The organism is Labrys sp. 22185 (genome assembly GCF_052045555.1).
Classification (GTDB): Bacteria; Pseudomonadota; Alphaproteobacteria; order Rhizobiales; family Labraceae; genus Labrys; species Labrys neptuniae.
The window spans coordinates 26,601-51,909 of sequence record NZ_JBQEPH010000034.1; the positions used below are offsets into that span (position 1 = coordinate 26,601).

The following is a 25,309-nucleotide window of genomic DNA, read 5'->3' on the forward strand; positions in this document are numbered from 1 at the left end:
TCAAAGTTTTAGGGGCACCAATGTCCGATACCAACTCGCCGTCGCAGGCGGATTACACTCCGGATTCGCGGTACTACACAGAGGGCGCATCCTGGGAAAAGTCGACGCACCGTTTCGTTCAGGCAAGGGCCGCTCTCTGGCGAATGGCCGCGTTCTTCCTGGGGCTTTGTCTGCTCGTGGCGCTGGGCGCAATTGCGCTGATGATACCGCTGCAGCGCACGGAAACTGTCGTGCTCGAGGTCGACAAACAGACCGGCTATCTGCAGGTGATGCAGCCACTTTCCGATGCTGGAAAGAAGCTCACCCAGAACGAGGCCGTCACAACCTCAAACATCGTCCAGTATATCCGGGCTCGCGAAACCTACGATCCGAAGGGCTTGAGGGACAATTTCGACAAGGCTTCGCTGTTTTCCACGGGTGAAGCGGCCAAGGACCTGATCGCCTACTATGCGAGTGGCAATCCTCAAAATCCGATCAAGGTCTATGGCGCCAATACAACCATCAGCGTGCAGATCAAGAGCATCAGTTTCCTAAACGAACGCACGGCCTCGGTTCGTTTCTCGACAACAACGGAAGCGCCTACGGGGACCGTAATCAACAATTGGGTGGCGAATGTGCGCTGGCGCTACACGTCGTCGCCCATTCGGATGGACTGGCGGTTCGACAACCCTCTCGGCTTTCAGGTCTTCGAATATCGCAAGGACCAGGAAACCGTGACGCCGACGAAGGGGGATGCATCGTGAAGCTTGCCCCTGCACTTATCAGCTTGGGATTGTTCGCGAGTGCTTGCTCCCCGGCCCTGGCCGAGAGCAATCCCAGGAGCGTGTCCGCGGATCCGCGCATCCGGACAGTCATCTATCAAAAGGACCAGGTCGTTTCGCTTCTAGCGATGATGGGCGTTTCGACCATGGTCGTTTTCCGGGATGACGAGCAAATCGCGACCGTCACGATGGGCGATACAGTCGCCTGGCAGGCGGTACCCGACCAGTCTCGACATTTCCTGTTCGTGAAGCCCGTCGAACCAAATGCCGTCACCAACATGAACGTGGTGACCAATTCGGGATCGGGACAGCGGGTCTATAACTTCATCCTCCACGGCGCCGCGCCGGGCGACACGCGCCGGGCGGTGATCAAGTTGCGTTTCAGCTATCCCGACGACGATGCCGGTGCCCGCCTCACGGCAAAGGCGAAGGAAATGGCCGCCAACCCCAATATGAAGGCGGCGCTCGCCGATCCGTCCAAGCTGAACTACGCCTACGGCTACAAGGGGGATCCTCAGAACAAGCCGATCGAAGCCTTTGACGATGGCACCAAGACTTTCTTCAAATTCGCGGCCAGCTCGGAAGTGCCCGGCATCTTCGCCGTCAAGTCGGATCGAAGCGAAACCCTGATCAATTACCGCAGAGAGGGCGATTACATCGTCGTCGACAAAGTCAATCCGCAATGGACGCTGCGCAACGGCAAAGTGTCGACCTGCGTGTTCAACCAGAGGGGCGCAACGCCCTGACCGGGCGGCGTGAGTGACAAAAATGTCGAACCAGGATTTCGAGCGCGAAGCCGGCATGCCGATGCAGGAATCGGTGATCCGGGCGCGCAACAACCGGCCAAGTCGAACGCAGGCCGTTCTTTTGATCGGCTGCGCTGCGATCGCGCTGGGCGGGGCTTATTATTACACCTATATCCGCCAGCCCACGCCGAAGCAGCAGGCTGAGGAGACCTTCAACACAGCACGCCAAGCGCCAGGACTTGTTTTCGACGTACCGTCTCAGAAATCAGACAACCGTTTAGTGCTGCAACCGCCGCCGCCGCCGCCGCCGCCGCCGGCAGTCGTTGAACCGGCGGTCGTGGCTCCGCCTCCGCCGATAGAAGCGGTGCCCGCGCCGGCGCCGGTCGATGAGGATGCATTGCGCCGGCAGAAAGAGGAGCAAGAGGCGCGACTGAAACGGCTCAACTCCGAACAAATTATCGTGTCGGGAGGGAACGGTGTCGGCGCCGCCAGCGTGGGTCCGTCGTCTGGCGTTAACGGCAATACCATTCCCAATGGCGGCGGGGGCTCGGACAACCAATATCAAGAGACCGATTCAAACCGGCGTTTCGCGGCAGCTGCCGGCTCGCAGAGCGTGCAGATGGTCCAGGCTGTCCAGAACAAGCGGACGGATGCGCTCATCCCTGCCGGCATGTTCATTCATGGCGTCCTAGAAACGGCGATCCAATCGGACCTGCCAGGTATGGTCCGCGCCATCACGTCGGAGGATGTGTGGTCGTTCGACGGACGCCGGGTCCTGATGCCCAAGGGCAGCATCCTGATCGGGACCTATCGCTCAGGCCTGCAGCGTGGTCAAACCCGGGTGCTGGTGATCTGGACCCGCGCGATGCGCTCGGACGGCACCTCAGTTGATCTGGGATCCTATGGCACTGACGATCTCGGCCGCTCGGGTCTGACTGGCGAGGTCGACAATCATTACCTGCAGCGGTTTGGCTCGGCGGCCGTGTTGTCGCTGGTGGGCGGGGTGAGCTCCTTCATCGCCGGTCTGAACATTCACGGGCAGTCGCAATCCAGCAGCGGCAACAACAATAACAACAACAACTACTCTCAGCAGGGCGCATCGCAGGCCCAGCAGACCATCAGCCAGACCATGTCGGACATGGCGAACACCGCGCTGAAGGACGAGATCAACATCCCTCCCACCCTGCATGTCGATCAGGGCACCCGGATCGTCATCTTCGTGCAGCGCGATCTCGATTTCAGCGCGCTCTATCCGGACCCGGTCAAGGAGGCCTTGTATGAATTACGTCACCCCAAAGCGCGAACCGGATCGTCAGGCAATGTGGGAGGGGTTGGGTACGTTCCTCCAGCTCGCTGCTGCTCCAATCAAGGAATGGTTACAAAACCCTGACGTGATTGAAATCTCCTGCAACGGCCCAGGCGGTGTCTGGGTCGAGGCAGTGGGTCGGCCGCATATGGAATACCATCCGGTCGCCGCGTTGACGCAGGTCGTGATCGAGCGCCTGGCGGTGCAAATCGCCGGGCAGAGCAACCAGAACGTCAACTCGGAAACGCCGTTGTTGTCGGCCGCCATGCCCCATGGCGAACGCTTTCAGGCGGTGCTCTCACCGACAGCGCCAAATGGCGGTGCCTTTTCCATTCGAAAGCAGGTCATCAATGACATGACGCTGGATGATTACCGCCTCATGGGTGGTTTCGACGGCGTCAAGGTCTCGGGCCCGCGCGAGGTCGATGAGGACCTTGTGTCCGATGTCGATCGCGAGCTCGCCGACCTGCTGGAGGTGCGGACCGCCGAGGGAGTGCAGGCAGCGCTTCGATTTGCGGTTCAGAACCGCATCACGATGCTGATTAGCGGCGGGACGTCGACGGGCAAAACAACATTCTTCAACGCATTGCTCAAAGAAGTTCCCGGTCACGAGCGTCTCTTCACCATTGAGGACACGCGGGAGCTCAAACCCCATCAGCCCAATTGGGTGCCGGTCGTGGCATCCAAGGGCGGGCAGGGCATGGCTCGCGTCACTATCCAAGACTGCCTTGAGGTCGCCCTTCGCATGCGGCCCGATCGCATCTTTATGGGGGAGATCCGTGGCTCTGAGGCCTTCTCTTTCCTGCAGGCCATCAACACTGGTCATCCCGGTTCGATGTCGACACTGCACGCTGACCATCCGCGCGGTGCTTTCGAGCGCCTCGCTATGGCGACGTTGCAGGCCGGCCTCGGCCTGACCAAGGCCGAAATCCTCGACTTCGTGCGCCTGGTCGTTCCGGTCATCGTGCAGATCTCGCGCGATCCCAAGACGGGGCGGCGAGGGGTATCCGAGGTCTATTTCAGCAAGTGGAGGCGTCGCGGATGAAGGCCTTCAAATTTATCCTCGCCCTGACGGGCGCGATTATCGCCATCGCCGGCGTCTTCGTGCTCTGGTCCTTCAATTACGGACTGGCCTATCGGTTCGTCGTCAAATCGTGGACGATGATGCAGTCGGTTCGAAGCGGCCAGCTGATGCTCCCATATCATCAGGCCTGGGCGTATTGGGACAATGCCAACGTCTCCAGGATCGTCCGGATCGGCTCGACAATGACGGCGGTCGAAGCCTTCTTGCTGGGGATCTTGGCATTCCTAGTTATCGCCCGGCCGTGGCAGGTGAAGCCACCTGCTGACGGTTCCCGCCTGGCGACCGCGGCCGATTTGCGGGCCGCCGACCTTCTTAAGGGTAGTCCGGGCAAAAGCGTCCTTCTTGGAACGTACAACGGCAAGCAGGTCCGCTATTCCGGCGACAGCCATTTCTTTGTCAATGGGCCGAGCCGCTCCGGCAAAGGGCGCGGGTTTGTCATGACCAATCTGTTGGAATGGTCCGGCAGCGCGATCGTCCTGGACGTCAAGAAAGAAAACTTCAATCTGACAGGGGCCGCCCGCCTCGCCATGGGCCAGGAAGTATTCCTCTTTGCGCCCGGATCGGAAGAAAGCCACCGCTGGAATCCGCTCGATTTCGTCAGGCCTTGGCCAGCACGGGCAACGGATCTGAGTAATCTGGCGGCCAGCCTGATCACTATCCCTGAAAAGGGGGAGGCCCATTGGGCCGAAACCGCTCGAGCCCTGTTCGCCGGACTGATGGGCTACGTGCTGGAGAGCAAGACCATGGAAGGGCGCCGGCACCTGCGCTCGGTGCTGCGCCTCTTCCTGACGGGACAGGATTTCTCGAGCGTGTTGCGGCGTATCGTCCAGGATGAGCCTGAGCTGAACGCTTTCATCATCAACGCGATGAACGGCCATCTTGGCTACGATGAGGACCAGCGGCCGAGCTTCGAGGGGCATATTAAGACCGCTCTGAAGGCCTGGAATAATCTGTTGATGGCTTCGGCGACCATGGCCTCCGATTTCGACATTCGTACCCTGCGCAGTAAGCCGTTCTCATTGTTCATCGCGGCTCCGGTGTCGGATTTCGGGACGGTCGAACCGATCATCAGGCTTTTGATTCAGCAGATCCACGACATCATGTTGCGCGAGCTGCCTGACAAGGCCAAGGAGCCCCATAAGTGCCTGCTTATGCTCGATGAGTTCTACCAGTTCGAGCGATTGCCTGAAATCATCAAGCGGGCACCGCTCGTGGCGGGCTACGGCCTGACAATTGCCCTCGTGGCACAGAACATTCCTCAGATTGACGAACGCTATACCGTGAAGACGCGCGACGCGCTGCTCGGCAACATGGACATCCAGCTCTACATCGGCGTCGGCGATGAGACGACGGCGCGCCTTGTCTCAGAGAACATGGGCAAGCACTATGTCGAGCGAGAGGGCTGGAAAGCGGGCAGGGGACTGTCTGCGTCCCGATCCTCATCTGGCGGCCGCTACGAGGCCGTGCCGCTGATGACCTCGGACGCCGTTCGGCGGCTGGATCAGGATCATACCATCCTACAGATCCGCGGCTCCTATGCAGCCGTATTGAACAAGCTGAATTTCTACACGGACGCCGAGTTTCTGAAGCGTCGCCGCGAGGTGGCCTCCTTGAACCTGAAACTGCCAGCGCCAGAGCTGAAGGAAGCCCTCGAGTGGCCTCTATTCGAGCAAAATCCGGCCCGTGCGGCGGTCGAACCGCCGGCGGTCAGTGAAGCAGGCAATGAAGGGGCCACGTCTCGCCCGGCCACGAAACTTGACAGTACACCAACACGAGTTTCGACAGCGATAATCGCGCGGGCTCAAGCGGTATTCGTCTCTCCAGACGCGTTCCTGGGAAAGGTGGCGCTTGCCCTGGCCGCTAGCGACAACAGCCCCTGCACCGAACTGCTGCGCAGTCTGCGGGAGCGGCCGGCAATCTTTGGGGCCTTGCGCGAGACTGCCTCGGGCTCTGCGGGATTGTTGCGCCGGCCCGTCGGTGCATCGGGGCAGCTTGAGGCCATTGCAGCCCTTCGGGACGTAATCGTTGCTGAGCGCCGAGCCAAGATCGCCGAGCGGGCCGAACAAGCGGAACTGAACGCAGCCGAGCTCGCGGTCCTTCGGGCGGCAAACACCGGGTCAGCGACCGCAACCGCTTCGGCTGCTGCCGTCGCTGCACCAGGCACCGTAGCGCAAGCCGAAGAGACGGAGCCGGCCTCGTTCTCGGGTGCTGTTGAGGAGCCGGATTCCGAGCCCGAACTGGAGTTCGACATCGCATCGGTCGCGGCCAGCGCCGACGAGGTAACGACACTCGACGCGATTGCCGACGAAGCCTCGGCTCGTCCCGAAGACAGCGACCAGGTCCAGCGCTTCAAGCAAGCGCTGGAACGCATTCGAGGTGTCATCGCTGAGGGCACCGCGGACACGATCTATTTTACGGGCATTGCCGCCTAGTGCGGGACAGTTGGGGTGGAAACCAATGATATTCGATCGTTCGGCAGGAGAGTTCTGGCGTAAAATAGTGCCAGCGATGCTGATAGGACTTGCAGCTGCGGGGTGCAGTTCGTCGCGCCAGACGACGTATTCGGGGCCAATGGTCCCGATCGTGACGCAGCCGCTGACGGCCCGGACGCCCGTCCAGGTGCTCCCGGCAAATAATTGCCAGCCCGGTTGCCCCTGCATACGACCGCGCTATCGCGGTCGACGCATCGCACATCCCGTGCGTCGCTATCGCGGCGCCGCTCCGCAATATTTCTCATACCCACACGTCATCGACGATCCGTCGAAGCCTGGCTACCAGCCAAACTCGAAATGGGACATTGGTCGTAAGCCCCCAGAGCCTGAAAAGCTGGCTCCACAAGCCGGCAAGAACGCGGATTCCAGCGTGGGCAAATGGCGAGTTGTGGGCGCGCCGGCTGGGTGTTCTGTCCGGCTTTCCAGCCAGGGCCTTTTGGACCTGAAGCGGGCGACGGCCAGTGGATGCGGCGACGCGCCGATCGCCAAGGTGACCGGCTGGAAGCAACGGGGCAGGGGAGTCGACCTCTACATGGCAGGACAGGGCTCGCCAACCGCGCTCGAGCCATCCGACAGTGGGGCCTTAAAGGGCGGAAACATTGAGCTATCGCGCGGACTAGCGAGGCCCGGATGGTGAGACCCCGCTTTCTTTTGCCGACGCTGACCATAATGGTCATTTTGGGGCTTGCGCCTGCCCATGCGCAACAGGCGATGCCGGCGCAGGTCTATAGCTACTATGCGCCGGAACAGGATCTTCAAGCCGTCGACACGGGGCTAATCGCTCACGTCGGCGCCGGCGACGTCATCAATTTGGCGGGCTATGTTTTGAGCGATCATGGCGTGATCAATGCCTTCATCGCAGCGGCTGCGCGAGGGGCATGGATCCGTGTGTATCTCGATCCGGGGGAGCTGAAGCGCCTCAGCCTCGGCCCCGATCATCCGATCTGGCAACTGGCCGCGAGTGCCAATGTCGAGGTCCGGGTGAAACGATCGGGATCCGGCCTGATGCACCTCAAAGGCTATTCCATAAGCGGTAGCGTGCTGAGAACTGGATCCGCGAACCTCTCCATGTCCGGGCTAAGACGGCAGGACAATGACCTGGTGCTGATCTACTCGCCGGCGGCAGCTCGCCGCTTCGATGATCATTTCGAACAGATGTGGGATCGCAGCGACAATACCCGTTTTAGCGAATTCCAGGCCGCCAATTGAATGAGCGGCAAATAGGAACCATGCCGGATATGGAGTCGACGACCACCATCGGAGAACGCCTTGCCATCGTTAGAAAACGGCACCGGCTCGCAATGGGCGCAATTGCTTCCATCCTTGGATTGCCGCGCGGCGCCTATGCTCGAATCGAAGATGGGCGACAGGAATTGACCGCGCCGGCGATGACCCGCCTGGTCGAGCATCTCGGCGTGGATCCTCTGTGGCTGCTGACCGGGCAAGGCGACCCAGAGTGCGATCCAGAGTTTATGCACACCAGAACTGTCGACCGGGTTGTCGGCCTTGAAGGGCGGGTTAGCGCGCTCGAGGCCCTTGGCGCGAAGGTATCCCAGGCGCTCGAGCAGCTGAGGTCCATGCGGGTGGATCCTGCGGCCTCAAAAGGACCAAGGCCGACGCTGAACAAGACCGGGCTGGTAGATCTTACAGGCCACCAACGCCGGCGGATAAAGCAAGCTCATGAGCGGGGCGCAACCGTCGGTCAGATTGCCCTGCAGTACCAAGTAAGTCGAGCGACCGTGCTTATGGTTCTCGACAAACCGCTCCATCGCGCCAAGAGCGCCGCGGAGTAGACGCCACCTCCCGAATATATAGGTGAGACGATATGTCGACCTCGATCGTCATCTGCGAAAAGCCATCCCAAGCTGCCAACATCAAGGCGGCCGTCGGTGCCCGATATGGCGTTGTGTTGCCGGCACAAGGCCACCTATTGAGGCTCGAGGAACCCGGAGAGGTCAACCCTGCATGGGTAAAATGGACCAACGACGTGTTGGCGCCGCCGAATGGGCTGTACGGCTATCGGCCTGATGGCGGGGATGGCAAAGCTTCTCGCCTTGCCGAGATCCGCAGAGCCATGCAGGGAGCGACACGCGTCATCATCGCAACGGACTGCGACCGAGAAGGTCAGGCGATCGGCGAGGAGTTGGTCCGCTTCCTGGGCTTCCGGGGCGAGGTGCTGAGGGCGATGTTCACGGCCGAGGATGAGAAGACGCTGCAAACGTCATTTGCTAGGCTCGAGCCGAACGCGAAATATCGCGCCCTCTACGATTCCGCAGTGGCGCGACAGCAGGCCGATCAGATTTTCAATCTGACAATGACCCGGGTCGCGAGCAATTCGCTTAAGCCCGAAGGCTGGCGATCGGCGATCGGCATCGGCCGGGTGAAGACACCGACGCTCGGCATCGTTTGCTCCAGAGAACTCGAGATCCGAAACTTCAAGCCACGCGACTATTTCGAGATCGCCGTGAAGGTCGCGGACGATCGGAACATGGCTACCTTATGGCATCGGCCGCGAGGTGAAACACGGATATTCGACCGCGGTCGCGCCGATGCATTGGCAGCGGCCGCCGAACAGTATCGTGGGCCGATCCAAGTCACAAAAGAGCATAAGCGGGCTTCGCCACCCAAGCCCTATGATCTGCCGTCGCTTCAGAAACGAGCAGGTAAATGGGGATGGTCGGCCAAAAAGGTCCTTGAGATCGCCCAGGCACTCTATGAGAAGTATAAGCTGACCACCTATCCGCGAGCTGAAACACGGTATTTGCCCGAGAACCTTGCTCCGCAGGCGCCAACATTGCTCGACGCACTCAGAGCGCTAGATGAATATGCAGGGCTGGCCCCAACCGGCGTCACAATTCGCACCGGCAAGGCCGGCGTATACTCAGACAAGGGCATAGCCGGCGCCTCGCATCATGCCATCATCCCCAATGTGAATCTTGCCGAGCGGTTTGCCGAGACCGTTCCTCAGCTCGCCCCCGACGAAAAGCGGCTGTTCGATCTCATCGCTCGAGGCTGGCTCGCAGCGATTTCGCCAGACAACGAGTATGACGAAACCACCCTGCAGATTGCCGTGGTGGTCGAAGGTGAGCGCGTGCCGTTTGGCGTTCGTGGCAGGGTTGAGACAGCGGCCGGTTGGCAGACTGTCCTGCGCGGCGAATCCGACGACGAAGATAGCCGGGAACAGGAAGGAGGCGACCAGTTGCCCCCATTCAAAGACGGCGACCTGGTCGAGGGAAGGGAGGCTCGCGTCGACGCGAAGAAGACGGAGGCGCCGCAGCGCTATACGGAGGGCGACCTCATCGACGCCATGAAGAATGCCTGGAAGTTCCTGGAAGACCCAGCCGAGCGCGATCGCCTCAAGGAGGCCAAGGGGATCGGAACCGCTTCCACCCGCGATACCGTCATCGATGGTCTGAAGAGGCAGGCCTTCCTGGAGCTGGACAAGGGTAAGCTCAAACCTTCGCAAATCGGCATGTGGCTGTACCAGATTGTCACACAAGGCGCGCCGGAGTTGACCGATCCTGGGGCGACTGCTCGCCTCGAGACCCGCCTTGATGATGTCGTCACAGGCACCGCGAGTGTTGGCCAGGTTCTGCAGGAATTCATCAATCACACTGATCGGCTGGCAACGGCGATCATATCGTCATCATCTGCCGCGAGCAAAATTGCCGTTCAACGAGCGCCCACACCAAAGATGCTGGAAGCGGCCAGGGCGAAGGCCAAGCGAGAGGGGAAACGGCTGCCGGGCGAGGTGATCCGTCACTATGACGCCTGCAGGGAGTTTCTAGGGCCTCTTCCGGATAGGCCGAAAGACGGAGCGAATGAGGGGGCGCCGGCGCCGAGCGAAGCGCAGCTGAACTTCGCCCGCTCAATTGCGTCGAGGGCAGGGCTGGAAATACCCGAAGATGCAACGCGTAGTGGAAAGGCCTTGTCCCAATGGATCGACAAAGCCAAGGCCGGTGTTTCGCCGTCGCTGGCCAGCCAGAAGCAACTCGAATGGATAAAAAAGCTGGTTGGTGACGGCGCCAAAGCACCTAAGGGGTTTCCCGAGGCAGTGACGGCCGGGGATGCAAAGGCCTTCTTGGACCAGCATTTTCAGAAACGCCCAGCCAAGGCAGGGGGTCGATAAATCGGAACCGGCTCGCGCCAAACGCAGCTATCACAGCGCGGTCACGGTAAATCCCAGAACTTCGACGTTAGATCCTGAAAGCGATCACTCGATTCCTGCAAGATCGAGAGGGGGTGGCCCGGTCGGTGTAGGTGAATGGCCTACCGACCGGGCCGTTGTGGGCGGCCGTGGTGAATTGGCCCGCCAACGGAATAATCCACATTGAAGAGCTAGTTTCGCCTGAAGAAAACCAAGCTCCTGCCTCTCTCCTACGTATAGCATTTTTCGCGAAGAATTCTAAGAACGATTATATTGCGAGAGAATATATTCGCAAATGTATTTACTGCGCTCTCTGGACAACATTTAGCATTGGATCAATGCTTGGTCAGCTCTACAGGGAGAGGCACATGGGCCATGACCAAGCAATACGAGGACCGAACCGGCGCGGTGCGCTCTGTGCGTTATTGGCCGGCGCCGGTGCAACAGCACTTAATCTAGACGCTGGCGCATCGCAGGTGCAGTTGACGGATCCTGCGATCGCAGCTTGGAATCGCTGGTTCACGGCTCACCGTCATGCGGTCGCCATGTGCCGAAGGCAGCAGCGGCTCGAAGCAATTTTGGTGGAGACGATAGGCTTCCCCGTTGCGCCCGACCTGGCGGCGCACCAGGCCAGATGGGATCAGGCCGACCGACAGCTCGGATACTCGGCCGCACTGACGGCCGAGGAGATAGCTTTCCAAGTAGAGGAGCGGCTCGGTGACGATCTTTTCGCGACTCCAGCCCGGTCGCTCATCGGCGCCATCGCTAAGCTTCATTCGGTGATCACCATGGAGGAACCAAGCCCCACCGACGATCAATCTCCGTGGCCGCAGTTACGCAGCATTCGCGCAGACCTCGAACGGATAGCTGCGATGGTAAAGGGAGGAAATTGACCCCGATCGTGGGATGACCCGCAACGTCGAGCACACAGCGATGCACCCGTAAGTCAGGTTAGAGATGGTCCGCGGCCGATAAAGGCCTTGAAAGCTAGCAGAGCAGCTTCGGCAGCGGCATCATCTTCGGCCTCCGGGATTCCGGGGACCAATAGGGTTCGATTGTCGTATGAAAGACGGGCGCGGGCTGAAACCCTTTCACGCACAAGTCGAGCTTTTCCTGTCACAAGCAAAATTGCGCCCGACGGGACCTTTTGACCGAAAGCGATTTCACCACTGCGGTAGCAATATGCGTGCATAAACGGCGTCCTTCTCAATGCTAGGCGGAAATCAGATAGGCTGGCGGAGGGCTGCCATAGCCCTGCGTTGCCATCTGCCGGGCGAAGCGAGCCGGCCAAGCCCGATGCCGCGCGAGCCGACGCGATAGCCTTTCGGCCCGAATTTCGGCCCTGGTGGCGCATGCGATCAGCGCTGGCTCTATCTGGTTCGCCCGTCGCTCCAGCAGGTCGGAGATCACTCTCCTGGCGGTGCGAGCATCTTCATGTGCTAGCGAGGCGATCTCTGCGAGCCGTGCGTCCGATAGCTCAATCGGCGGAAAGCCTATGCCTTCGCAGCGCTCGCCTTTGGCGTGATGGTGGCCGATCAGCCCCTTCCTTCTGAGAGAAATAGTCCGTCCGCAAATCTGGCAATGGGCCATTTTCGGAATCCAAAGGGCTGTCATGAGCGGGAGGGCGAAGAGGCTGTGAAATGCGCGAGCGCCAATGCTTCGGCGGCTTCGCGGTCGAGGCGGGTCGCGATCGGCCTCACCTGGTCTTCGTCCTCGAGGTCATAGACGGAGAAAGCACCGTCTATATCGACCTCGACGACATAGGGCGCCTCCACGCCGTTGTGTTCCATGCACCATTCCCGGTTGCGACGTTGGCAGATTTTCATGGTGCTACTCCCTCAACGGCGCGATGACGCAAGCCACCAGCGTTTTATCGAGCCCGCCAAAGACTTGACCGGACCATACTGCTTCACAACGGTGATCTGTTTGACCTGGCCGTTACGGTAGGCCCTTAGGAGCTTCGCGTAATTTTTCACAGATAGGCAGCCATGTGAATCGCCGCCGGGGCCGGCGAGATAGCTATGGGCGAGAAAGCCGTCGCGGCCGAACGTGTAGCTCGCCCGGGTTGGGGTCATCCGCAGTGCGTTGACGCCATAGAAAGGCTTCTCACGCATGGACAATATGTATTCACCGGGCGGGGTTGGTCCCTCATTGCGCAAATGGACGGCCTTTGCATTGTCGCGGTTTTGCTTGCGGCCCGAATGAGCCTCAAGCCGATCGCCGTTCGGCAAATACAATGTGGCCGAACTGATGTCATAGACCGCTGTCGGCCCTTGGCTGACCGGCATGACAGCCGGCGACGAGGTGGGTGCCTCTCGCTTCGCCGGCGCGACGGGGGCCGTCACGGCGATCTTGTTGCCGCCGGGCAGGAGCTGCGCAGGATAATTCCTGGGGTTGAGATAGCGCGAGGACACGGCGACCGGTTCGCCATAGCTGAGCCGGGCCTCTAGCGGCCGGCCCGGCTCTCGTCTGGCGACCCGAATGGCTCGCTGCGCCTTTGCGCCAAGGGCTCGAACGGTCGCCCGAATGCTTGGACGTGGCGGGGGTAGGGGAGCGATGAAGTCGCTCGCCGTCATCTGCGGAAGTTCCAGATCGGGCAAGCGATCGACAGTGACAGGCACCACCTCGAGCTTTGCGACGGCATATTCCTCGTCGTCTGCGGGCTCCGGCGTCGGCGCTGTCGTCGCCACTTTCGTGGGCAGAGGATCCTTGACCTGGCCGGCTGCGTATTCCGGCCTGAGAAGGAATGGATTCAGCGAAGTTGTGGAAGCCACGACGGTTTTGACCGGCAGCTGCTTAATCTCGGCGTCGCTCGCCGCGTGCGGCCGGGGAGCGAGAAAATACACGATCGGTACAGCCGTGGCCGCACTCGTAAAGGCGCTAATTCCTGCCAACGCGACTATCGAGGCAGGCGGCTTAAGGCTCGGCATGGGCGGTTCTCCGTCAACTGGGCACAAGAGTTCCCGTGCCCTGCGCTGGCCGCGCAGGGGTCTTGCGAGTGCCGGGATTTTGGCAACGCCAGGGGAAAAGCTAACTCAATCTCATATGAGATTGAGCCTATATCTCATATGTGTTACGTGTCAATAACTCATATGAGAAATGGGTGCGCTTTGACTTTGAACCTCGTATCAGATACGCCCAGTGCCATGGGTCGAAAGAAGCAATGGGCCGAAGATATGCAGGCGCGATTCCCTCAGGGAACCTTTGCCAGAATTTCGGCCGTGCTTGATGATGGTGAGGACCGTACAGATTTCGTTCGGGAATCCGTCGAACGTGAACTCAAACGCCGCGAGCGCTCGACCAAAAGTGGCCAGCCCGGCAAGTTGAAGGACGCTTCTGAGGAGCGCGATTGAAATCGGAGAGGATGCGTTAGCACTCCGTTCCGAAAGCCGCCCGGGATGTGTGCAACGCGCGGCCAGGCCCCGCCTATGCTAGGATCCCACGATCACCGACGAGGACTGTTTTTGTAAAAGCAGACCTGGGCTAGGAAAAGATCTTAGTAGAGGAGCACAATTTGAGCGTCCAAAAATACCGCGAAGTTCGATATTTCGAAGTATTGTTTTGGTACCGATACGTGGTCCTTGCTGCAATGGCAGTCGCAACGATTCTACTGGGCGGGTTTATCATCCTCGGATACCGGAATGAAACGACAGTATCCGCAATCATGCTCGCGATCGCAATTTGCGGAAGAATACTCCCGGTAGAAATATTTCTGCGCCCGCTTTCGGACGAGACGCTCATGCAAATGGACAGCGCATTGACGCATGCAAGTCCGGCTCACCAAGAGACAGCGCGGGATAGCTTTGCCGAGGAACTGAGCGGAATAATCAAGCGCATCCTTCGAGTGCGCCACCGCCGCGTTCGGGATGACCACCGGTAATGTCATTTCTCGAAATAAATGCGACCCGATCGAAATAGCTGCGACTCAGCGGGCGAGGGGCATCCGTGGCTCGCTCGGCGGTGACAACGAAAAATTAAGATAGCTCTTGCATCTTTGTGCAAGGACGTGGTGCCCGGTGGAATGCCGATCTATCTCCGTAGAACAAACTGGAATGACGCCGCGCACCGCGTCCGAACGCTTATCCGGTGGTATACTTGGCGAAAGCTGCGGCGCGGCGCGCCTTAGTCTCCTGCCACTGCCGCTCAGCATCGGCCGGTGTCAGATCTCGATGCAGGATGACGATGCGCAACATTCCAAGTTTGAAGTCGACCTCGTGGAGCAGTTCGAGCTCGTCGGCCGGAAGATGGTAAGCGCCAGCATCAAAGATGTCATTTCTCGAAATAGATGCGACTCGATCGAATTAATTGCGACCGGCGAATCGAAATAGCTGCGACTGGATTGGGAAGGTCGCATTCGCATTTTCCGGCGTGCAGCATGCGGAGAATTCGCATTTATCGGTGTTTTTTCGTGCTACCGCACATCGTTTAGTGCAAATTTATAGCGATCGATGCGAAACTCTCGCTGACGAGCCAGCTCAGAAATTCTCGAAATAGCTGCGACTGGCTTCAAAACCGAACGAATTATCTGCGGCTCAACGTGAGGACTCGTTCACAATGATCGCGGATTGCCATCTTTCATTTACGGTTTGCCTTCTCGTGATTGGCCCACATGCGATTAATGTCCCTCTGACTGGCGATCGCGACCCGCGAGGGCGCCGGCTTGCCCTTCCTCGCGGGCTTGGGCTCCTCGGGCATTACCGCCTTGGTAATCCGCACCAGGTAGGCACTCTGCTGCAGGGGAGGGACATCGTGCCCCTCAAAAAAGGCCTGGATCAGCTTCTCAAGCGATTTGAAGATGCGATCCTCGTCGGCGGCGGGCATCATACGGGCCTTTCTATTGGCACTAACCGGTATTGTCATTTGCCGAATTCACTGCGACTGGCGGTTCGGAATAGATCGACGGGCCTGTAGCGGCACTGGTTTCGATGGACTGCGTGATCAATGGTGTACATCGTCGAAAGCCTGCTTGGCGAGCTTTGGCCACCACTCGACCTTCAGCGGATGGCCTTCCAAGATGAAGAGGGGGCCATGAACTATCTTAGAGGTTTAGGTGCCTTGCTCGACAGCGGCGGGCAGAACATTTGGATGCGCGAAGAGATCGGTTTTCGGTTAATTCAACCAGACCGCAATATAGTCGAATTTACCGTAATCTCGGTCTGGTTTCTATATATCAGCAGTAGAACCGCCCTCGATGAAGATGTAAAACCTGATAGTCCTTACGGGTGACGCAAGTCCACTGTTCGAAGATCAATTTGTAATCTCAATGTAATGTCAAAGGATTGAAATCCGGCAGGCGTCACATACAACGTCCGCGTCGTAACGTCGGTCTCCCTTCACAAAAGGAGCGGCCTGACCTACAATTGAAAACCCCGGAGATACCCCGCCGATATCTGTTTGGTGGATGTCGCCTTCGCTCATGAAGCTATACCCGTCCAGCTGAGTGAATTCGATTTTCGCTTCGGCCCGGCATCGGGGGCACGAAAGCTTTTCCGTAAATCTATCTCGCGCGGACATGTAAGTTCTCCTGTGCTTCATCATAGAAGGCGGACGCTGGCCTTTCCCCCGTCTCATAGCTTAACTAGTTTTGGCGGCTCTGCCATAGTGCCACTCTATGCAAAAACGATCGACGCGAAACTGCGCCGGTCAATTCGGAGTTGCTACAAATGCGCGTTCTAAGTGTTTCAGAAACACTCCACGGCGGCCCGATGGTAGAGGTGGATGAAATTCCGTGTGATACGAGCGGGGCCCTGCACGTAAGTGACGATCTCGTTTCACTTCTTAAGCCCTATATGAATGGTCGCGACAATGTCGCGGTTAGGTTTACATCTGACGGGCTTCCGACAACCGCGACTGTAGTTATCTCGGAATCATTTACAAAGAACTCGCCAGATACCGTCCGTTGGTATGCCATTTTAGCAATTTTGTTTCAAACAAAAACGCTGAAGACTGGGCTCAATTTGCGAGTCCAACCAATCCGCTCAGAACTGTTTAAGCTTGGCGTTCAACAAATAATCGAAGATGGACCGTGGTACAATTTCCAAGAGGTCTACAACAATATGGAGCATAGTTCCTCGGATCTCGATCGATTGTTGAAAATCGCAGAAGATCATTATTCGAGATCGCTTCAACAAAGGTCGCCAGATTAGCTCACACCTGGGTAATTGGCATGGTTCTGCGTCTACTGGATCCACCAGAGTGGATTGATGGTGGTGGCTTCCTCGGTGAGGGATATTCGTCGAGCGTTCCACCAGGCCACGGCGGTCCGTGCGCCGTGGGGTACACCGATAAAAGTGGGCAACATTGGGTCGTCTTCCCAAGTTACGAGCAAGCCTGCACCGCGGCGGCCGGGGCTTGTCGTTGGGACGTCGGCGGCTATACCGCCGTGAACGTCCAGCCGCTATCTGCGGCCCCGGTAGAAGCACCGCGGTTTGAGACCGTGCTCCACTGGCTATTCGAAGACCTATACCCACCCGAGGAAGATGATCAGCTTCCCGGGGTCGCCTACATTATGCGGGATGCGATGAGGAGACTTATTCGCAGAATCGCAGAAGATCCAGATGAGTTGCTGGATATGGAGTGGCGGGATCTAGAACGGACGCTGTACGAGGCTCTGTTCGGCTTGGGCTATTCAGTCCGACTGACACCGTCGTCCAAAGACGGCGGCTACGATCTAGAGGTAGAAATCGAAGGCAAACGATATCTCGTCGAAGTAAAGCACTGGAGTGCCCCCAGCCGTGTAGGAGAAGGAACTATACAGAGATTTGCGGAAGTAGTCCTTGCCGAACGGGCCGCGGGCGGGCTCTTCCTTTCCACTTCAGGTTACACGAAGGCTGCGGCAGCGGTAGGACGCTGCTATGTCACCAGCATGCCAATTATACTCGCCGGCAGGCAGAAAATTATGTCCTTCTGCCGGAACTTTCTCTTAAGTGAACGCGGCATCTGGGAACGAGATCGCAGTTTGACTGAGGTATTTTTCGAAGATTCGTGCCATTGCTTGAAATAGATGCGACTCGATCGAATTAATTGCGACCGAATCTGCGATATACCTGCCTCTCACTTTCTGTCGCTACTTAGAGGTAGCGTCACCCTTCATAACATCCGCCCTATCGACGTTGCCGCCGAGAAAATTCAAATTTGGCATACTGATAATCCCAATCCAATATGCCAAAGTTACCTGGACCTTGTGCAAGGAGCTCTGCTAGGTCGCTGTTGGGTAATGATCTAACGTTCAAGGCATCACCGACTAATATAAGCACAAGCGACAACCATGCCATTGTATACGATACCATTTGATCTGCAAATGAATCGGATTTTAAAACGTATATATTGGTAACAAAGAAGATTGCGCCGCAAACCAATATTGCTACACCGAGATGCCGGACACGAACACCTGTTCGGTATCCATTTTGCAATGCGCGGTTCATTGCTGATATCCACTCCATCGAGCTCGCCTTATGTAAAATTCACCTCGCACTCACCGGCTTTTGGCCTGCGATGCCTATTTCGATACATGGTGTTTCATCTTAATCCGAATACCGTATCACATCTCCTAAGAATGACCCTCCAATTGGCGATCGTTACCCGCGAAGGCGCGGGCTTGCCGTTCATTTTTAAGCTCCGCGACGTTATCCGGGCCCGGACGTGCCGGGACTGCGCTGACCGGCTATTTCGGCCAGCTGTTGAATAAGGGCCTGGCCCTGCGCGCTATCCTTCAGGGCGGTCCAGTGCCGCCCAGGAACCTCGCCTGTCATCAACTTCAGCACGGCACCTTTGAGTGCATGCGATGCCGCAATGTCGTCCAGGAGCGCCGACAAGCTGGAGGAGGTCTTGGGGTTGTTGACCTCCTTATGAAGCCTCCACGCCAAATCGCGGATTTCGACAATATCAAGCTCGGGATCTGTGACGGGCATGGTTTCCTCAGATGGGCGTCATCTGGACAAGGCACGCGCTCGACGCGCCTTGTCCTCTTGCCAATGTTTCTCGGCTTCGGCCGGCGATATGTCACGGTGAAGCACCACGCTCCGAAGTATCCCTAACTTGAAGGAAACCTCGTGGAGCAATTCGAGCTCGTCAGCCGGAAGATGGTAAGCACCAGCATCAAAAACTGGCTTGAGTGCCGCTTCGCACTCGGTGAGTGCCTTTTCAAGCGCCGCATGGAGGCGATCACGACGGTCCTCGGTCATAGGCATGAAGTTGCCCCTTTAATTCTAACCAATTGATAACAAAAGAGAATTTCGCAGAACATTCGTTATGGAACATTCATAGACAGTCAGTTCGGATCGACCGGATTGGGGTATCCACGCATGTAGTCCGTTCCTTCACTGACAACCTTTCTCCCGCCCGGGAGAGCGTCGCCCTCCCGAAGGGCGTCTAGGACATAAAACACTGTCTTCCTGTGCTGATGCCAACGAGGCAGACCATCCGTCAGTTGGTCCGGATCCTCGTGCCTCTCTCTGCAAAGCACCCGGCAAACTCTTTCAGTCATGTCCATTTTTCGCTCCTAAGTCGACACTAGGTCGGCCGCTCGCTCGCGGCCCGCCTCTGTCAGGAAAGCCTCTCCGCCATCTCCGACGACGATCCACCCACGAATGCGCAAAGCGCGTTCCGTCTGCCCCGCTGCGCCGTACATCGACCGCCCTCGCAAATGCTCCCAAGCGAACCGGCCTCGGTAGAGGTTGACCAGCACCCGCGCCATGGCGGGCGAGCAGGCCACGGGCTTGGGAGGGTGATTAGAGGCCATCTGCGTCTCCCGATCTGGAAGCTTCCTGAAACTCGGTCGGCACCGGCAGGGCCCGGCCTCCATATGCTACGCCGCCCTCCCACGCGCCCGAAACGAACTCGGCCCTACAGGCATTGTAGTCCAGCTTTGAACTGTCCCAGTTGTCATCATCCAGCGCGACGCGCATGGCTTCCTCGGCACTGGTAGCCTCGACAACAACGTGTTGAAAAACTGGGACTAGATACGTCCTCTCGACGGTAAAGGTGGCCATTATCGCGATCCTTCCGAACGATTGAACCCACTTATAACAAGGCCGCCGCGCTCACCGACCGATTTGGACGTTTCCAGTCCGGACTCTGCCATCATCTCGACGATCGCACTCGCAGCGAGCCCTTCAACGACATACCCGCGCGCACGAGCCGTTTCGACCAGGGCCTCAAGAGTTGGAAACTCGTCCAGCGTAATGCCGAGCCAGATTTCGAAATCCTCGCAATCATCTGACTCGTACAGGAAACCCTGAAGGAAGAATGTTCGAAGGGGAGGATCAAAACCAAGGACAGCGTCGAAATCCAGCCGCTCACCATGCCTCAGCGTCACATTATACCGGCTCATGATTTTCCCCTTTGTTTTCGGATAGCGAAGCAGGCCCCGCCTGCTTCCCGAGCTCGTGCGGAACAGCGGGTGTGCAAGCGGAAAGCGCCTTCGCGGGGAACCGGCTGCAGGGAGCGCAGCGACCGAAGCTGGGCGGAAGGTGCTTGGAGCGCGCCGATGGGCAGAGCCCTAAGTTTCCTGGCTAGTTTGGTCAGCGATCACCGACGCCGCAGACATTTGCGCATGTACCTATCACCAGGTCGAAACCTCCCATTGGTCGTTGACGCGAGCAAAGCCTATCGGTCGATTCATTGGCTTTGCATTGGACGCCGTCACGTCCTTCGTGAAGGAGGTCATGCACATTGTTCCAGGGCCCATATTGTTAGGACCGCAATCCCCGAGCTTGACGCCGGCATTCGGAAAGCTGCCGAAAAAATCCTTGTGGCGTCGCACCGCGGCAGTCGCTTGCTCGTCGGTCGGCAACGTCGGTTTGATGATGGCCAAAGCGGGCGTTTCGCCGTCTACGAGCGGACGGGCGATATAGCCGCCGACGAAGCCGACGGCGAGAAACACGACACAAGCTGCTCCTGCTGAACCGATATTCATAGTGAGAAACTCCAAAGGCACGACGGCCGACTGTGCCGCGATCATGAATGGGCGTCTGGGCCAGTCGCGGTCACGCGGCTCCAGGTAAGGCGAGGGACCGCATCGAGATCGAGATGCGCCGGCGAGTTGCGCCGAATGCCGGCGCCGGCAAGGCGCTGTAGCGCCAGGATCTCGGCGCAAGCCAATTCCAAGGCGCGCTGCAGATCGTGATCGGAGGCATCGAGCAGACGTGTCACCTTCGATGCCAATTGCTGCGTATCGATCATGGTTCGAGCCTCCCGGCGCGGGCCGACGTTTACGGTCGCTGGCCGCGTGGCCGATGCTTCGGCAGCTGGGGCTGCTCCTTGTTTCTGTCCGCCTGAATCGCCTCCGCTTTCACTGCCTGCTGCTGATCGGCAAGCTTGTGAATTTCAGGCGAGGTTTCGAGCGTAACCGGAATATTCGCCTTCCTGTTGACCTCGACAGTCTTGTCTGCCGCCCTGGCGGCAGCAGCCTCGCCTTGGGAACGATAGCCCGGATCGCCGGGCTTTTCATGCAGCGCGCTCGTCTCGTTGGCCTGGCGCGTTTCCTTGTGCGCCTCGGTGTCGACGCGGCGCTGGATCCGCTCGAGCTCATAATTGCGCTCAGCATCGGTTCGGACAGGCTTTGCCAGCGGGCTGTCAGATTGGAGCTCCCTCTGCGTGGGCGCGCTCTCCTTGATGGTAGCGGACCACTTGTTGCGCCAGACCAGCTGAGACTCGATACGTGTCTCCTTGGTCTCCGGATCTTGGACGCGGATATCTTTGGTCACGCGCTCGCGGCCGACGACGGCCAAGTCGATGGTATCGCCTTTTTGAACGCCCGCCTCGCTCATAGCATCGGGCAGGCCGACGCCCCAAACGCGCACCGTTCCCTTGGCAGTCTGGACATCCACGTGCGGCGTCGGCTCGGCATTCTTCTCATTGGCATAGGGAGACTGGCCACGGCCGAGGAAGACGCCGGCGACATGACTGGGCTGTTTCGAATGTTGTCGCGCCGGCTCGTTGCCTTCGGCGGCCGTCTCGGATGCCGACTGCTTGAGTTTGTCCCAAAGCTGTCCCTCGGCGACAACCAGGCTTTGCGCGTTGCGGCGCCCGGAATCGTGGCTGTCGGAACGCTGATCTTCGACGACCTGGGCGCGCAGCGCGGCGACTTGGTCGTAAAGCTTCTTCGTATCGCCCCCTGCCCGCTCGGCGGCTTGCTGCTCGCCGCGCCGTAGGCCTTCGTGCAATTCACGGCCGTCGACCCCGTTGTTGGTTTCGATGAATGCAGATGATGCCTGTCGAAAGCGAGCCTGGTCCTCCGCAGGAAGCGACCGGGCTGCATGCTCGTTTGCCATGGCGATGGCGATGACCGCAGCCTCGCGCTTCTCGTAGGCGTGACCTTCCTCCCCCTCGCGGTAGCGAGTTTCCCGCAACACGTCGACGAGGCGATCGACGTCGGCCGACTTGAAAGCGGTCATTGCCCGATAGGCGTTGGAATAGGTTTCATCGTCTGGCTTGACCGTGGAGGCCTCGTCGCGTTGCTTGCCGGCAGGCATGGCGGGAGAGGTTTCCCCGATGCCCTCGCGTGGCCTTCCGGCCGGCATGCCTGGATAGGTTTCAAATAGCTTGGTCGTCTCGCCCTTGCCGGCATCGCCCTCGGTCTGTTTGGGCACAGCAGGCCCTTCGAATCCCGGTCGATTGGCACGCTCGGCCTCGACCCGGGCTTGCTCAGCTTTAAGCCGATCCTGCAGCTCGGGATTTGCGATCTTGAAACCGTGCTCCGCGGCAAGCTCGATCACCATATTCTTGTAGCGCTCAGGTCCCTTGACCGTCAGCTCACCCCACTTTTCCGATGCGAGCTGCATTGCGGCGAGCGTGGCTTCCCGGTCCTTCCAATCGTTGACCTCGACGCGTTTGCCGGTATCGGTAAAGGCAACTTTGCCGGCGCTGCCGTCATCATATTTGTGAGCGTAGCGGATAGCCTCCCCACGCTGCTCCTGGACATAGGCAGAGAAGTTGTCGAACTGGCGCGGTTGCGGTTGGACATATTTATCGCCCTCGATCCGCACGCTGCCTTCGACCTTGGTCTGGAGTTCAATGCCCCGATCCCAATTGTCGATCATGGTTTGACGATGACGTTTCACTTCGTCGACACGATCCGTCGGCGCATTGTCGACCAGGTCGTTGAGATTTCGGATCAGGTCCGGACGGACCCGCTGCATGGTTTCGAGATCGGGCATTGCAGACTGTTCCCTGTTCTGTTCCTCCGGCCCTGTCGATGCGGCACCGGGCTCTTGCGACAGTTTGCTTGAATTTGAATAATTCGGCAACCTTGTAGGATCCTGGCCCATTCCTTCTCGCGCGATCGCGCGGTCGGCGGCAAGTCGCGTCCGCTGGCGTAATTCAATGATGCGGGATCCTTCCGGGGAAGCTGCCAACGTTTCGCCGCCGCCGGCGACGATCGGCTTGCGCTCCTGGGCCAAGGCGATGGGGACCACAACGAGGCTGTCTGGCGAGGTCCTGGAGGCCTTCAACGCCCCTGCCCTATCCTTCGGTAGGTCGACGTAGGAGACAACACTACCGGGCGCGGCCGCCATCGCCTCGGCTACTGACCGATCTCGGGCGAACAACGGCGCACTCGTCAACGCCGCGCCGGGACGATCGGCGCGGTATAGTCGCATCATGCCTTCGGCGACAGGCGGCTCTGCCGGCGCGAACCGCTGCCATTGACCGGCAACGGCCTTGGCGCGCTCCCGCCCCTCGGGCCTTGTGGGAACATGGATCGCTCTTGTTCGGACGGCTTCGACACGGCGGCGAACACCTTCGCTGGCCTGGCCGCGCTCGACGCGGCGAATGTCCTTGAGCTTGTATCCGGGCGGATTGGCCTGCTCGAAGCGGCTGGCCGCTTCCATTGGGACATTGCGTTGCCGGGCCTCTTCCGCAAGTGTCGCCCGCCAACGTTTGAAGTCCTGTATCCTCGGATGCATGCGCGTGCCGTCTTCGCGCTGCATTTTCACGACGGCATGGACATGCAAATGCGCCCGGTTTTCATGCAGGGCAAACACAAATTCATGTCCTGAAAATTCCCGCTCGAGGGTCGCCCGCGCGGCCGCGACGAAAGCCTCCTTATCGGTCCCCGGCTTGGCGCTGAGGATGATATGGGCTACGTCGCGCTGCTCGCGCGACCGCATCTCGCGCTTCCAGCTCTTTGCGACGGACAGGTTGGCCTCGTGTCCGGAAAGGCGCCGACCGTTCCCGAGCTCGGCGGAGATCTGTCCCCCCCGGGTCAGCCGCGACAGGTAGCGCGCCGCACCATCTACGCCGTGGGTGAAGCCACGATCATCGAACGAAGCCCCCTCCCCGAAAGCCGTCGAGATTCGACCGCCAAAAGCGGAAATGGATTTTTCGTTGTCATATACCCGGACGGCCTTTCCTTTTTCGTCCCGAGCCCGACTCGCTGCCGTCATCACCACTTCAATGTGGACGCCAGCACCATCACGCTCAGCGCGCCAGGCATACTGATGCCCCGCCAAATTCGCTGACAGAATGTTGCGAATTGCCTCGTCCCCACGATCGCCGGCGACGTCCACCGTGAACATCAAAATGTCTTTGCTGACCTCCCGGGCCGGGGCATCGGAGGCCCAGGCGTCGGCCAGGCCCCGAATATCGGATACGCCCGAAACCTTAGAGCCATCGGACGCCTCGAGCGCTATCTCGCCCTCGTGGCTCTGATAGTTCATCAGCGCACCGACACGCGAGCCGCCGCTTGCAAACGAGGCTAGCTTCACGACGGCTGCCTGGGATCCCCCGGCTATGCCCGCTTTGACCGCGGCGTTGGCCCGGGCCCCGACCGGGGAATTTGCGGCTCCTTCTTTCAGGGCCGACGGCGCGGGCGAACCCACCGGCCTCGGTGAGGCCTTCTTGGCGCGCGATCCGGGCAGTACGCCGGCATCGGCGCCGGCGACAGTGCGCCCTGGCTTACGACGTCGCCATTCGTCCTCGACTGCAATGTCGCCACCTTGCCGGTTTTTCTTGCGGTGTCTGGGCTTGCCTGTCTTCGGCGCAAGCAAGGGCAATGGCTTCGGTTTGCGCCTTCCCCTGCCCTTCGCCAGCTGATTGATCTCCTGATCCTGCAGGATCAGATTTAGCTTGGCAGAACGTTTGCGGACAGCGTTGTAAGAGTCGCTGGTGAGCGCCGAAAGGCCCGGAAAGAGATCATCTATCCCTGCCATGCTCGCCCTCATCAGCAGTGCTTATCACCTGCGCTTGAGCCTTGGCGCATAACGAGAGATAGGCGTCCTGGCACTCGGCCAGTAGCGTAGTGAGCATCCCAAACCCCTCAGACAGTTGAGCATTGGGCGGAACCCTGCCGCTGTTCATCGCCTTGGTCATCTGGTTGATATTGGTCGAAACGCCCCTCACCTGGCGGACCAGGTCGACAATTTGGCCACGAAATTCGCCGTCAAAGGCTGGCCCAAAACCGGCCGCGAGCCTGGCTCCCCGGCGAAGGAGCTCGCTCATCGATAGTCCGCGCTCCTCGGCAAAGGCAGCCAGTTCCGCGTGCTCTTGCTCGCTGATACGGAGCCGAACGACCTGCGATTTTCGAGAGGCGACCGCCACAACGTTCAACTCAACTCTTCGATTTCGTGGCGCCGGGACCGCCCCTGCGGGACTGCCGGCGCCACCATAAACCCCGCCCGGGTAGGGCACTCGCATCGGCTAGCCGATGCGACCCGCAAATCATGTACCACATTATTTGCTATCCTGCCATTCATACTCTATAAAAAACCCTACAACGCTGCAAGACCCTCCCCACGGATCTGCCGCGCTTTCCTTTAGAGTGCCACTACAGCCG

General features: G+C 59.2%; 28 protein-coding genes. 15 read left to right on the forward strand and 13 right to left on the reverse strand.

Translation table 11 applies throughout. The features are described 5' to 3' along the window. Window positions 1–20 precede the first annotated feature (20 nt). From ACTJKX_RS32810 to ACTJKX_RS32850, 9 genes are all read left to right on the forward strand, one after another. Entirely contained in the window at window positions 21–743 is a 723-nt protein-coding gene (locus tag ACTJKX_RS32810) for a virB8 family protein (RefSeq protein ID WP_440727832.1), read from the forward strand. Further along, window positions 740–1,507, forward strand: coding sequence for a P-type conjugative transfer protein VirB9 (gene virB9, locus ACTJKX_RS32815; protein WP_440727833.1), 768 nt, complete (start codon window positions 740–742; stop codon window positions 1,505–1,507). Before ACTJKX_RS32810 ends, virB9 begins: the two co-directional genes overlap by 4 nt. 22 nt (window positions 1,508–1,529) lie before the next feature. Further along, window positions 1,530–2,897, forward strand: coding sequence for a type IV secretion system protein VirB10 (gene virB10 / locus ACTJKX_RS32820; RefSeq protein ID WP_440727834.1), 1,368 nt, complete (start codon window positions 1,530–1,532; stop codon window positions 2,895–2,897). Beyond that, window positions 2,785–3,858 (forward strand): P-type DNA transfer ATPase VirB11, encoded by a 1,074-nt coding sequence (virB11, locus tag ACTJKX_RS32825; RefSeq protein ID WP_440727835.1) that lies wholly within the window; start codon window positions 2,785–2,787, stop codon window positions 3,856–3,858. Before virB10 ends, virB11 begins: the two co-directional genes overlap by 113 nt. After that, a complete protein-coding gene (locus ACTJKX_RS32830) occupies window positions 3,855–6,329 on the forward strand; it encodes a type IV secretory system conjugative DNA transfer family protein (protein ID WP_440727836.1) in 2,475 nt (824 codons plus the stop codon). Before virB11 ends, ACTJKX_RS32830 begins: the two co-directional genes overlap by 4 nt. Window positions 6,330–7,019: 690 nt before the next feature. Further along, entirely contained in the window at window positions 7,020–7,598 is a 579-nt protein-coding gene (locus tag ACTJKX_RS32835) for a phospholipase D-like domain-containing protein (RefSeq protein ID WP_440727837.1), read from the forward strand. Window positions 7,599–7,627: 29 nt separating this feature from the next. After that, on the forward strand, window positions 7,628–8,182 hold the full coding sequence (locus tag ACTJKX_RS32840; RefSeq protein WP_440727838.1) for a helix-turn-helix domain-containing protein: 555 nt from the start codon (window positions 7,628–7,630) through the stop codon (window positions 8,180–8,182). A gap of 32 nt (window positions 8,183–8,214) precedes the next feature. Beyond that, window positions 8,215–10,518 carry a DNA topoisomerase gene (locus tag ACTJKX_RS32845; RefSeq protein ID WP_440727839.1) on the forward strand — a complete coding sequence of 768 codons (2,304 nt, stop codon included), beginning with the start codon at window positions 8,215–8,217 and terminating at the stop codon, window positions 10,516–10,518. Between the two features lie 386 nt (window positions 10,519–10,904). Next, entirely contained in the window at window positions 10,905–11,429 is a 525-nt protein-coding gene (locus tag ACTJKX_RS32850) for a hypothetical protein (protein WP_440727840.1), read from the forward strand. A 717-nt stretch (window positions 11,430–12,146) separates the two neighbouring features. On the opposite strand, the gene ACTJKX_RS32855 is transcribed toward ACTJKX_RS32850, so the two are convergent. Further along, window positions 12,147–12,326: a hypothetical protein gene (locus tag ACTJKX_RS32855; protein WP_440727841.1), complete on the reverse strand. Its 180-nt coding sequence runs from the start codon at window positions 12,324–12,326 to the stop codon at window positions 12,147–12,149. Window positions 12,327–12,374: 48 nt separating this feature from the next. Continuing rightward, on the reverse strand, window positions 12,375–13,466 hold the full coding sequence (locus tag ACTJKX_RS32860; RefSeq protein ID WP_440727842.1) for a DUF2778 domain-containing protein: 1,092 nt from the start codon (window positions 13,464–13,466) through the stop codon (window positions 12,375–12,377). A 180-nt stretch (window positions 13,467–13,646) separates the two neighbouring features. Here ACTJKX_RS32860 and ACTJKX_RS32865 point away from each other — a divergent pair, with 180 nt between their 5' ends. The 3 genes from ACTJKX_RS32865 to ACTJKX_RS32875 all read left to right on the forward strand — a co-directional run bounded on the left by ACTJKX_RS32865 (window position 13,647) and on the right by ACTJKX_RS32875 (window position 14,864). After that, window positions 13,647–13,889 (forward strand): hypothetical protein, encoded by a 243-nt coding sequence (locus tag ACTJKX_RS32865; protein WP_440727843.1) that lies wholly within the window; start codon window positions 13,647–13,649, stop codon window positions 13,887–13,889. Window positions 13,890–14,050: 161 nt separating this feature from the next. Then, window positions 14,051–14,416, forward strand: coding sequence for a hypothetical protein (locus ACTJKX_RS32870; protein WP_440727844.1), 366 nt, complete (start codon window positions 14,051–14,053; stop codon window positions 14,414–14,416). Between the two features lie 172 nt (window positions 14,417–14,588). Next, window positions 14,589–14,864, forward strand: a complete 276-nt coding sequence (locus tag ACTJKX_RS32875; RefSeq protein ID WP_440727845.1) for a hypothetical protein — start codon at window positions 14,589–14,591, stop codon at window positions 14,862–14,864. Between the two features lie 247 nt (window positions 14,865–15,111). Here ACTJKX_RS32875 and ACTJKX_RS32880 read toward each other — a convergent pair whose 3' ends face one another. Beyond that, window positions 15,112–15,360, reverse strand: a complete 249-nt coding sequence (locus ACTJKX_RS32880) for a hypothetical protein (protein ID WP_440727846.1) — start codon at window positions 15,358–15,360, stop codon at window positions 15,112–15,114. A gap of 117 nt (window positions 15,361–15,477) precedes the next feature. Here ACTJKX_RS32880 and ACTJKX_RS32885 point away from each other — a divergent pair, with 117 nt between their 5' ends. The 3 genes from ACTJKX_RS32885 to ACTJKX_RS32895 all read left to right on the forward strand — a co-directional run bounded on the left by ACTJKX_RS32885 (window position 15,478) and on the right by ACTJKX_RS32895 (window position 17,539). Further along, the gene (locus tag ACTJKX_RS32885) at window positions 15,478–15,762 is read left to right on the forward strand and encodes a hypothetical protein (protein ID WP_440727847.1); all 285 of its coding nucleotides are present in this window, start codon (window positions 15,478–15,480) and stop codon (window positions 15,760–15,762) included. A 437-nt stretch (window positions 15,763–16,199) separates the two neighbouring features. Continuing rightward, window positions 16,200–16,682: a hypothetical protein gene (locus ACTJKX_RS32890; protein ID WP_440727848.1), complete on the forward strand. Its 483-nt coding sequence runs from the start codon at window positions 16,200–16,202 to the stop codon at window positions 16,680–16,682. Between the two features lie 20 nt (window positions 16,683–16,702). Then, window positions 16,703–17,539: a restriction endonuclease gene (locus ACTJKX_RS32895; RefSeq protein WP_440727849.1), complete on the forward strand. Its 837-nt coding sequence runs from the start codon at window positions 16,703–16,705 to the stop codon at window positions 17,537–17,539. A 100-nt stretch (window positions 17,540–17,639) separates the two neighbouring features. On the opposite strand, the gene ACTJKX_RS32900 is transcribed toward ACTJKX_RS32895, so the two are convergent. From ACTJKX_RS32900 to ACTJKX_RS32945, 10 genes are all read right to left on the reverse strand, one after another. Then, a complete protein-coding gene (locus tag ACTJKX_RS32900; RefSeq protein ID WP_440727850.1) occupies window positions 17,640–17,960 on the reverse strand; it encodes a hypothetical protein in 321 nt (106 codons plus the stop codon). Between the two features lie 201 nt (window positions 17,961–18,161). Then, a complete protein-coding gene (locus ACTJKX_RS32905; RefSeq protein WP_440727851.1) occupies window positions 18,162–18,446 on the reverse strand; it encodes a hypothetical protein in 285 nt (94 codons plus the stop codon). A gap of 18 nt (window positions 18,447–18,464) precedes the next feature. Continuing rightward, entirely contained in the window at window positions 18,465–18,725 is a 261-nt protein-coding gene (locus tag ACTJKX_RS32910) for a hypothetical protein (protein WP_440727852.1), read from the reverse strand. Window positions 18,726–19,036: 311 nt separating this feature from the next. Further along, window positions 19,037–19,276: a hypothetical protein gene (locus ACTJKX_RS32915; protein ID WP_440727853.1), complete on the reverse strand. Its 240-nt coding sequence runs from the start codon at window positions 19,274–19,276 to the stop codon at window positions 19,037–19,039. Beyond that, on the reverse strand, window positions 19,266–19,526 hold the full coding sequence (locus tag ACTJKX_RS32920; protein ID WP_440727854.1) for a hypothetical protein: 261 nt from the start codon (window positions 19,524–19,526) through the stop codon (window positions 19,266–19,268). Before ACTJKX_RS32920 ends, ACTJKX_RS32915 begins: the two co-directional genes overlap by 11 nt. Continuing rightward, window positions 19,526–19,867: a hypothetical protein gene (locus ACTJKX_RS32925; RefSeq protein WP_440727855.1), complete on the reverse strand. Its 342-nt coding sequence runs from the start codon at window positions 19,865–19,867 to the stop codon at window positions 19,526–19,528. Before ACTJKX_RS32925 ends, ACTJKX_RS32920 begins: the two co-directional genes overlap by 1 nt. Window positions 19,868–20,098: 231 nt before the next feature. After that, window positions 20,099–20,497 (reverse strand): hypothetical protein, encoded by a 399-nt coding sequence (locus tag ACTJKX_RS32930; RefSeq protein WP_440727856.1) that lies wholly within the window; start codon window positions 20,495–20,497, stop codon window positions 20,099–20,101. Continuing rightward, complete coding sequence (locus tag ACTJKX_RS32935; RefSeq protein WP_440727857.1) at window positions 20,494–20,718, reverse strand: hypothetical protein; 225 nt, start codon at window positions 20,716–20,718, stop codon at window positions 20,494–20,496. The genes ACTJKX_RS32930 and ACTJKX_RS32935 overlap by 4 nt, the downstream gene beginning before the upstream one ends. A 29-nt stretch (window positions 20,719–20,747) precedes the next feature. Further along, window positions 20,748–24,686 (reverse strand): LPD7 domain-containing protein, encoded by a 3,939-nt coding sequence (locus tag ACTJKX_RS32940; protein WP_440727858.1) that lies wholly within the window; start codon window positions 24,684–24,686, stop codon window positions 20,748–20,750. Next, on the reverse strand, window positions 24,670–25,074 hold the full coding sequence (locus tag ACTJKX_RS32945; protein WP_440727867.1) for a plasmid mobilization protein: 405 nt from the start codon (window positions 25,072–25,074) through the stop codon (window positions 24,670–24,672). Before ACTJKX_RS32945 ends, ACTJKX_RS32940 begins: the two co-directional genes overlap by 17 nt. Window positions 25,075–25,309 lie beyond the last annotated feature (235 nt).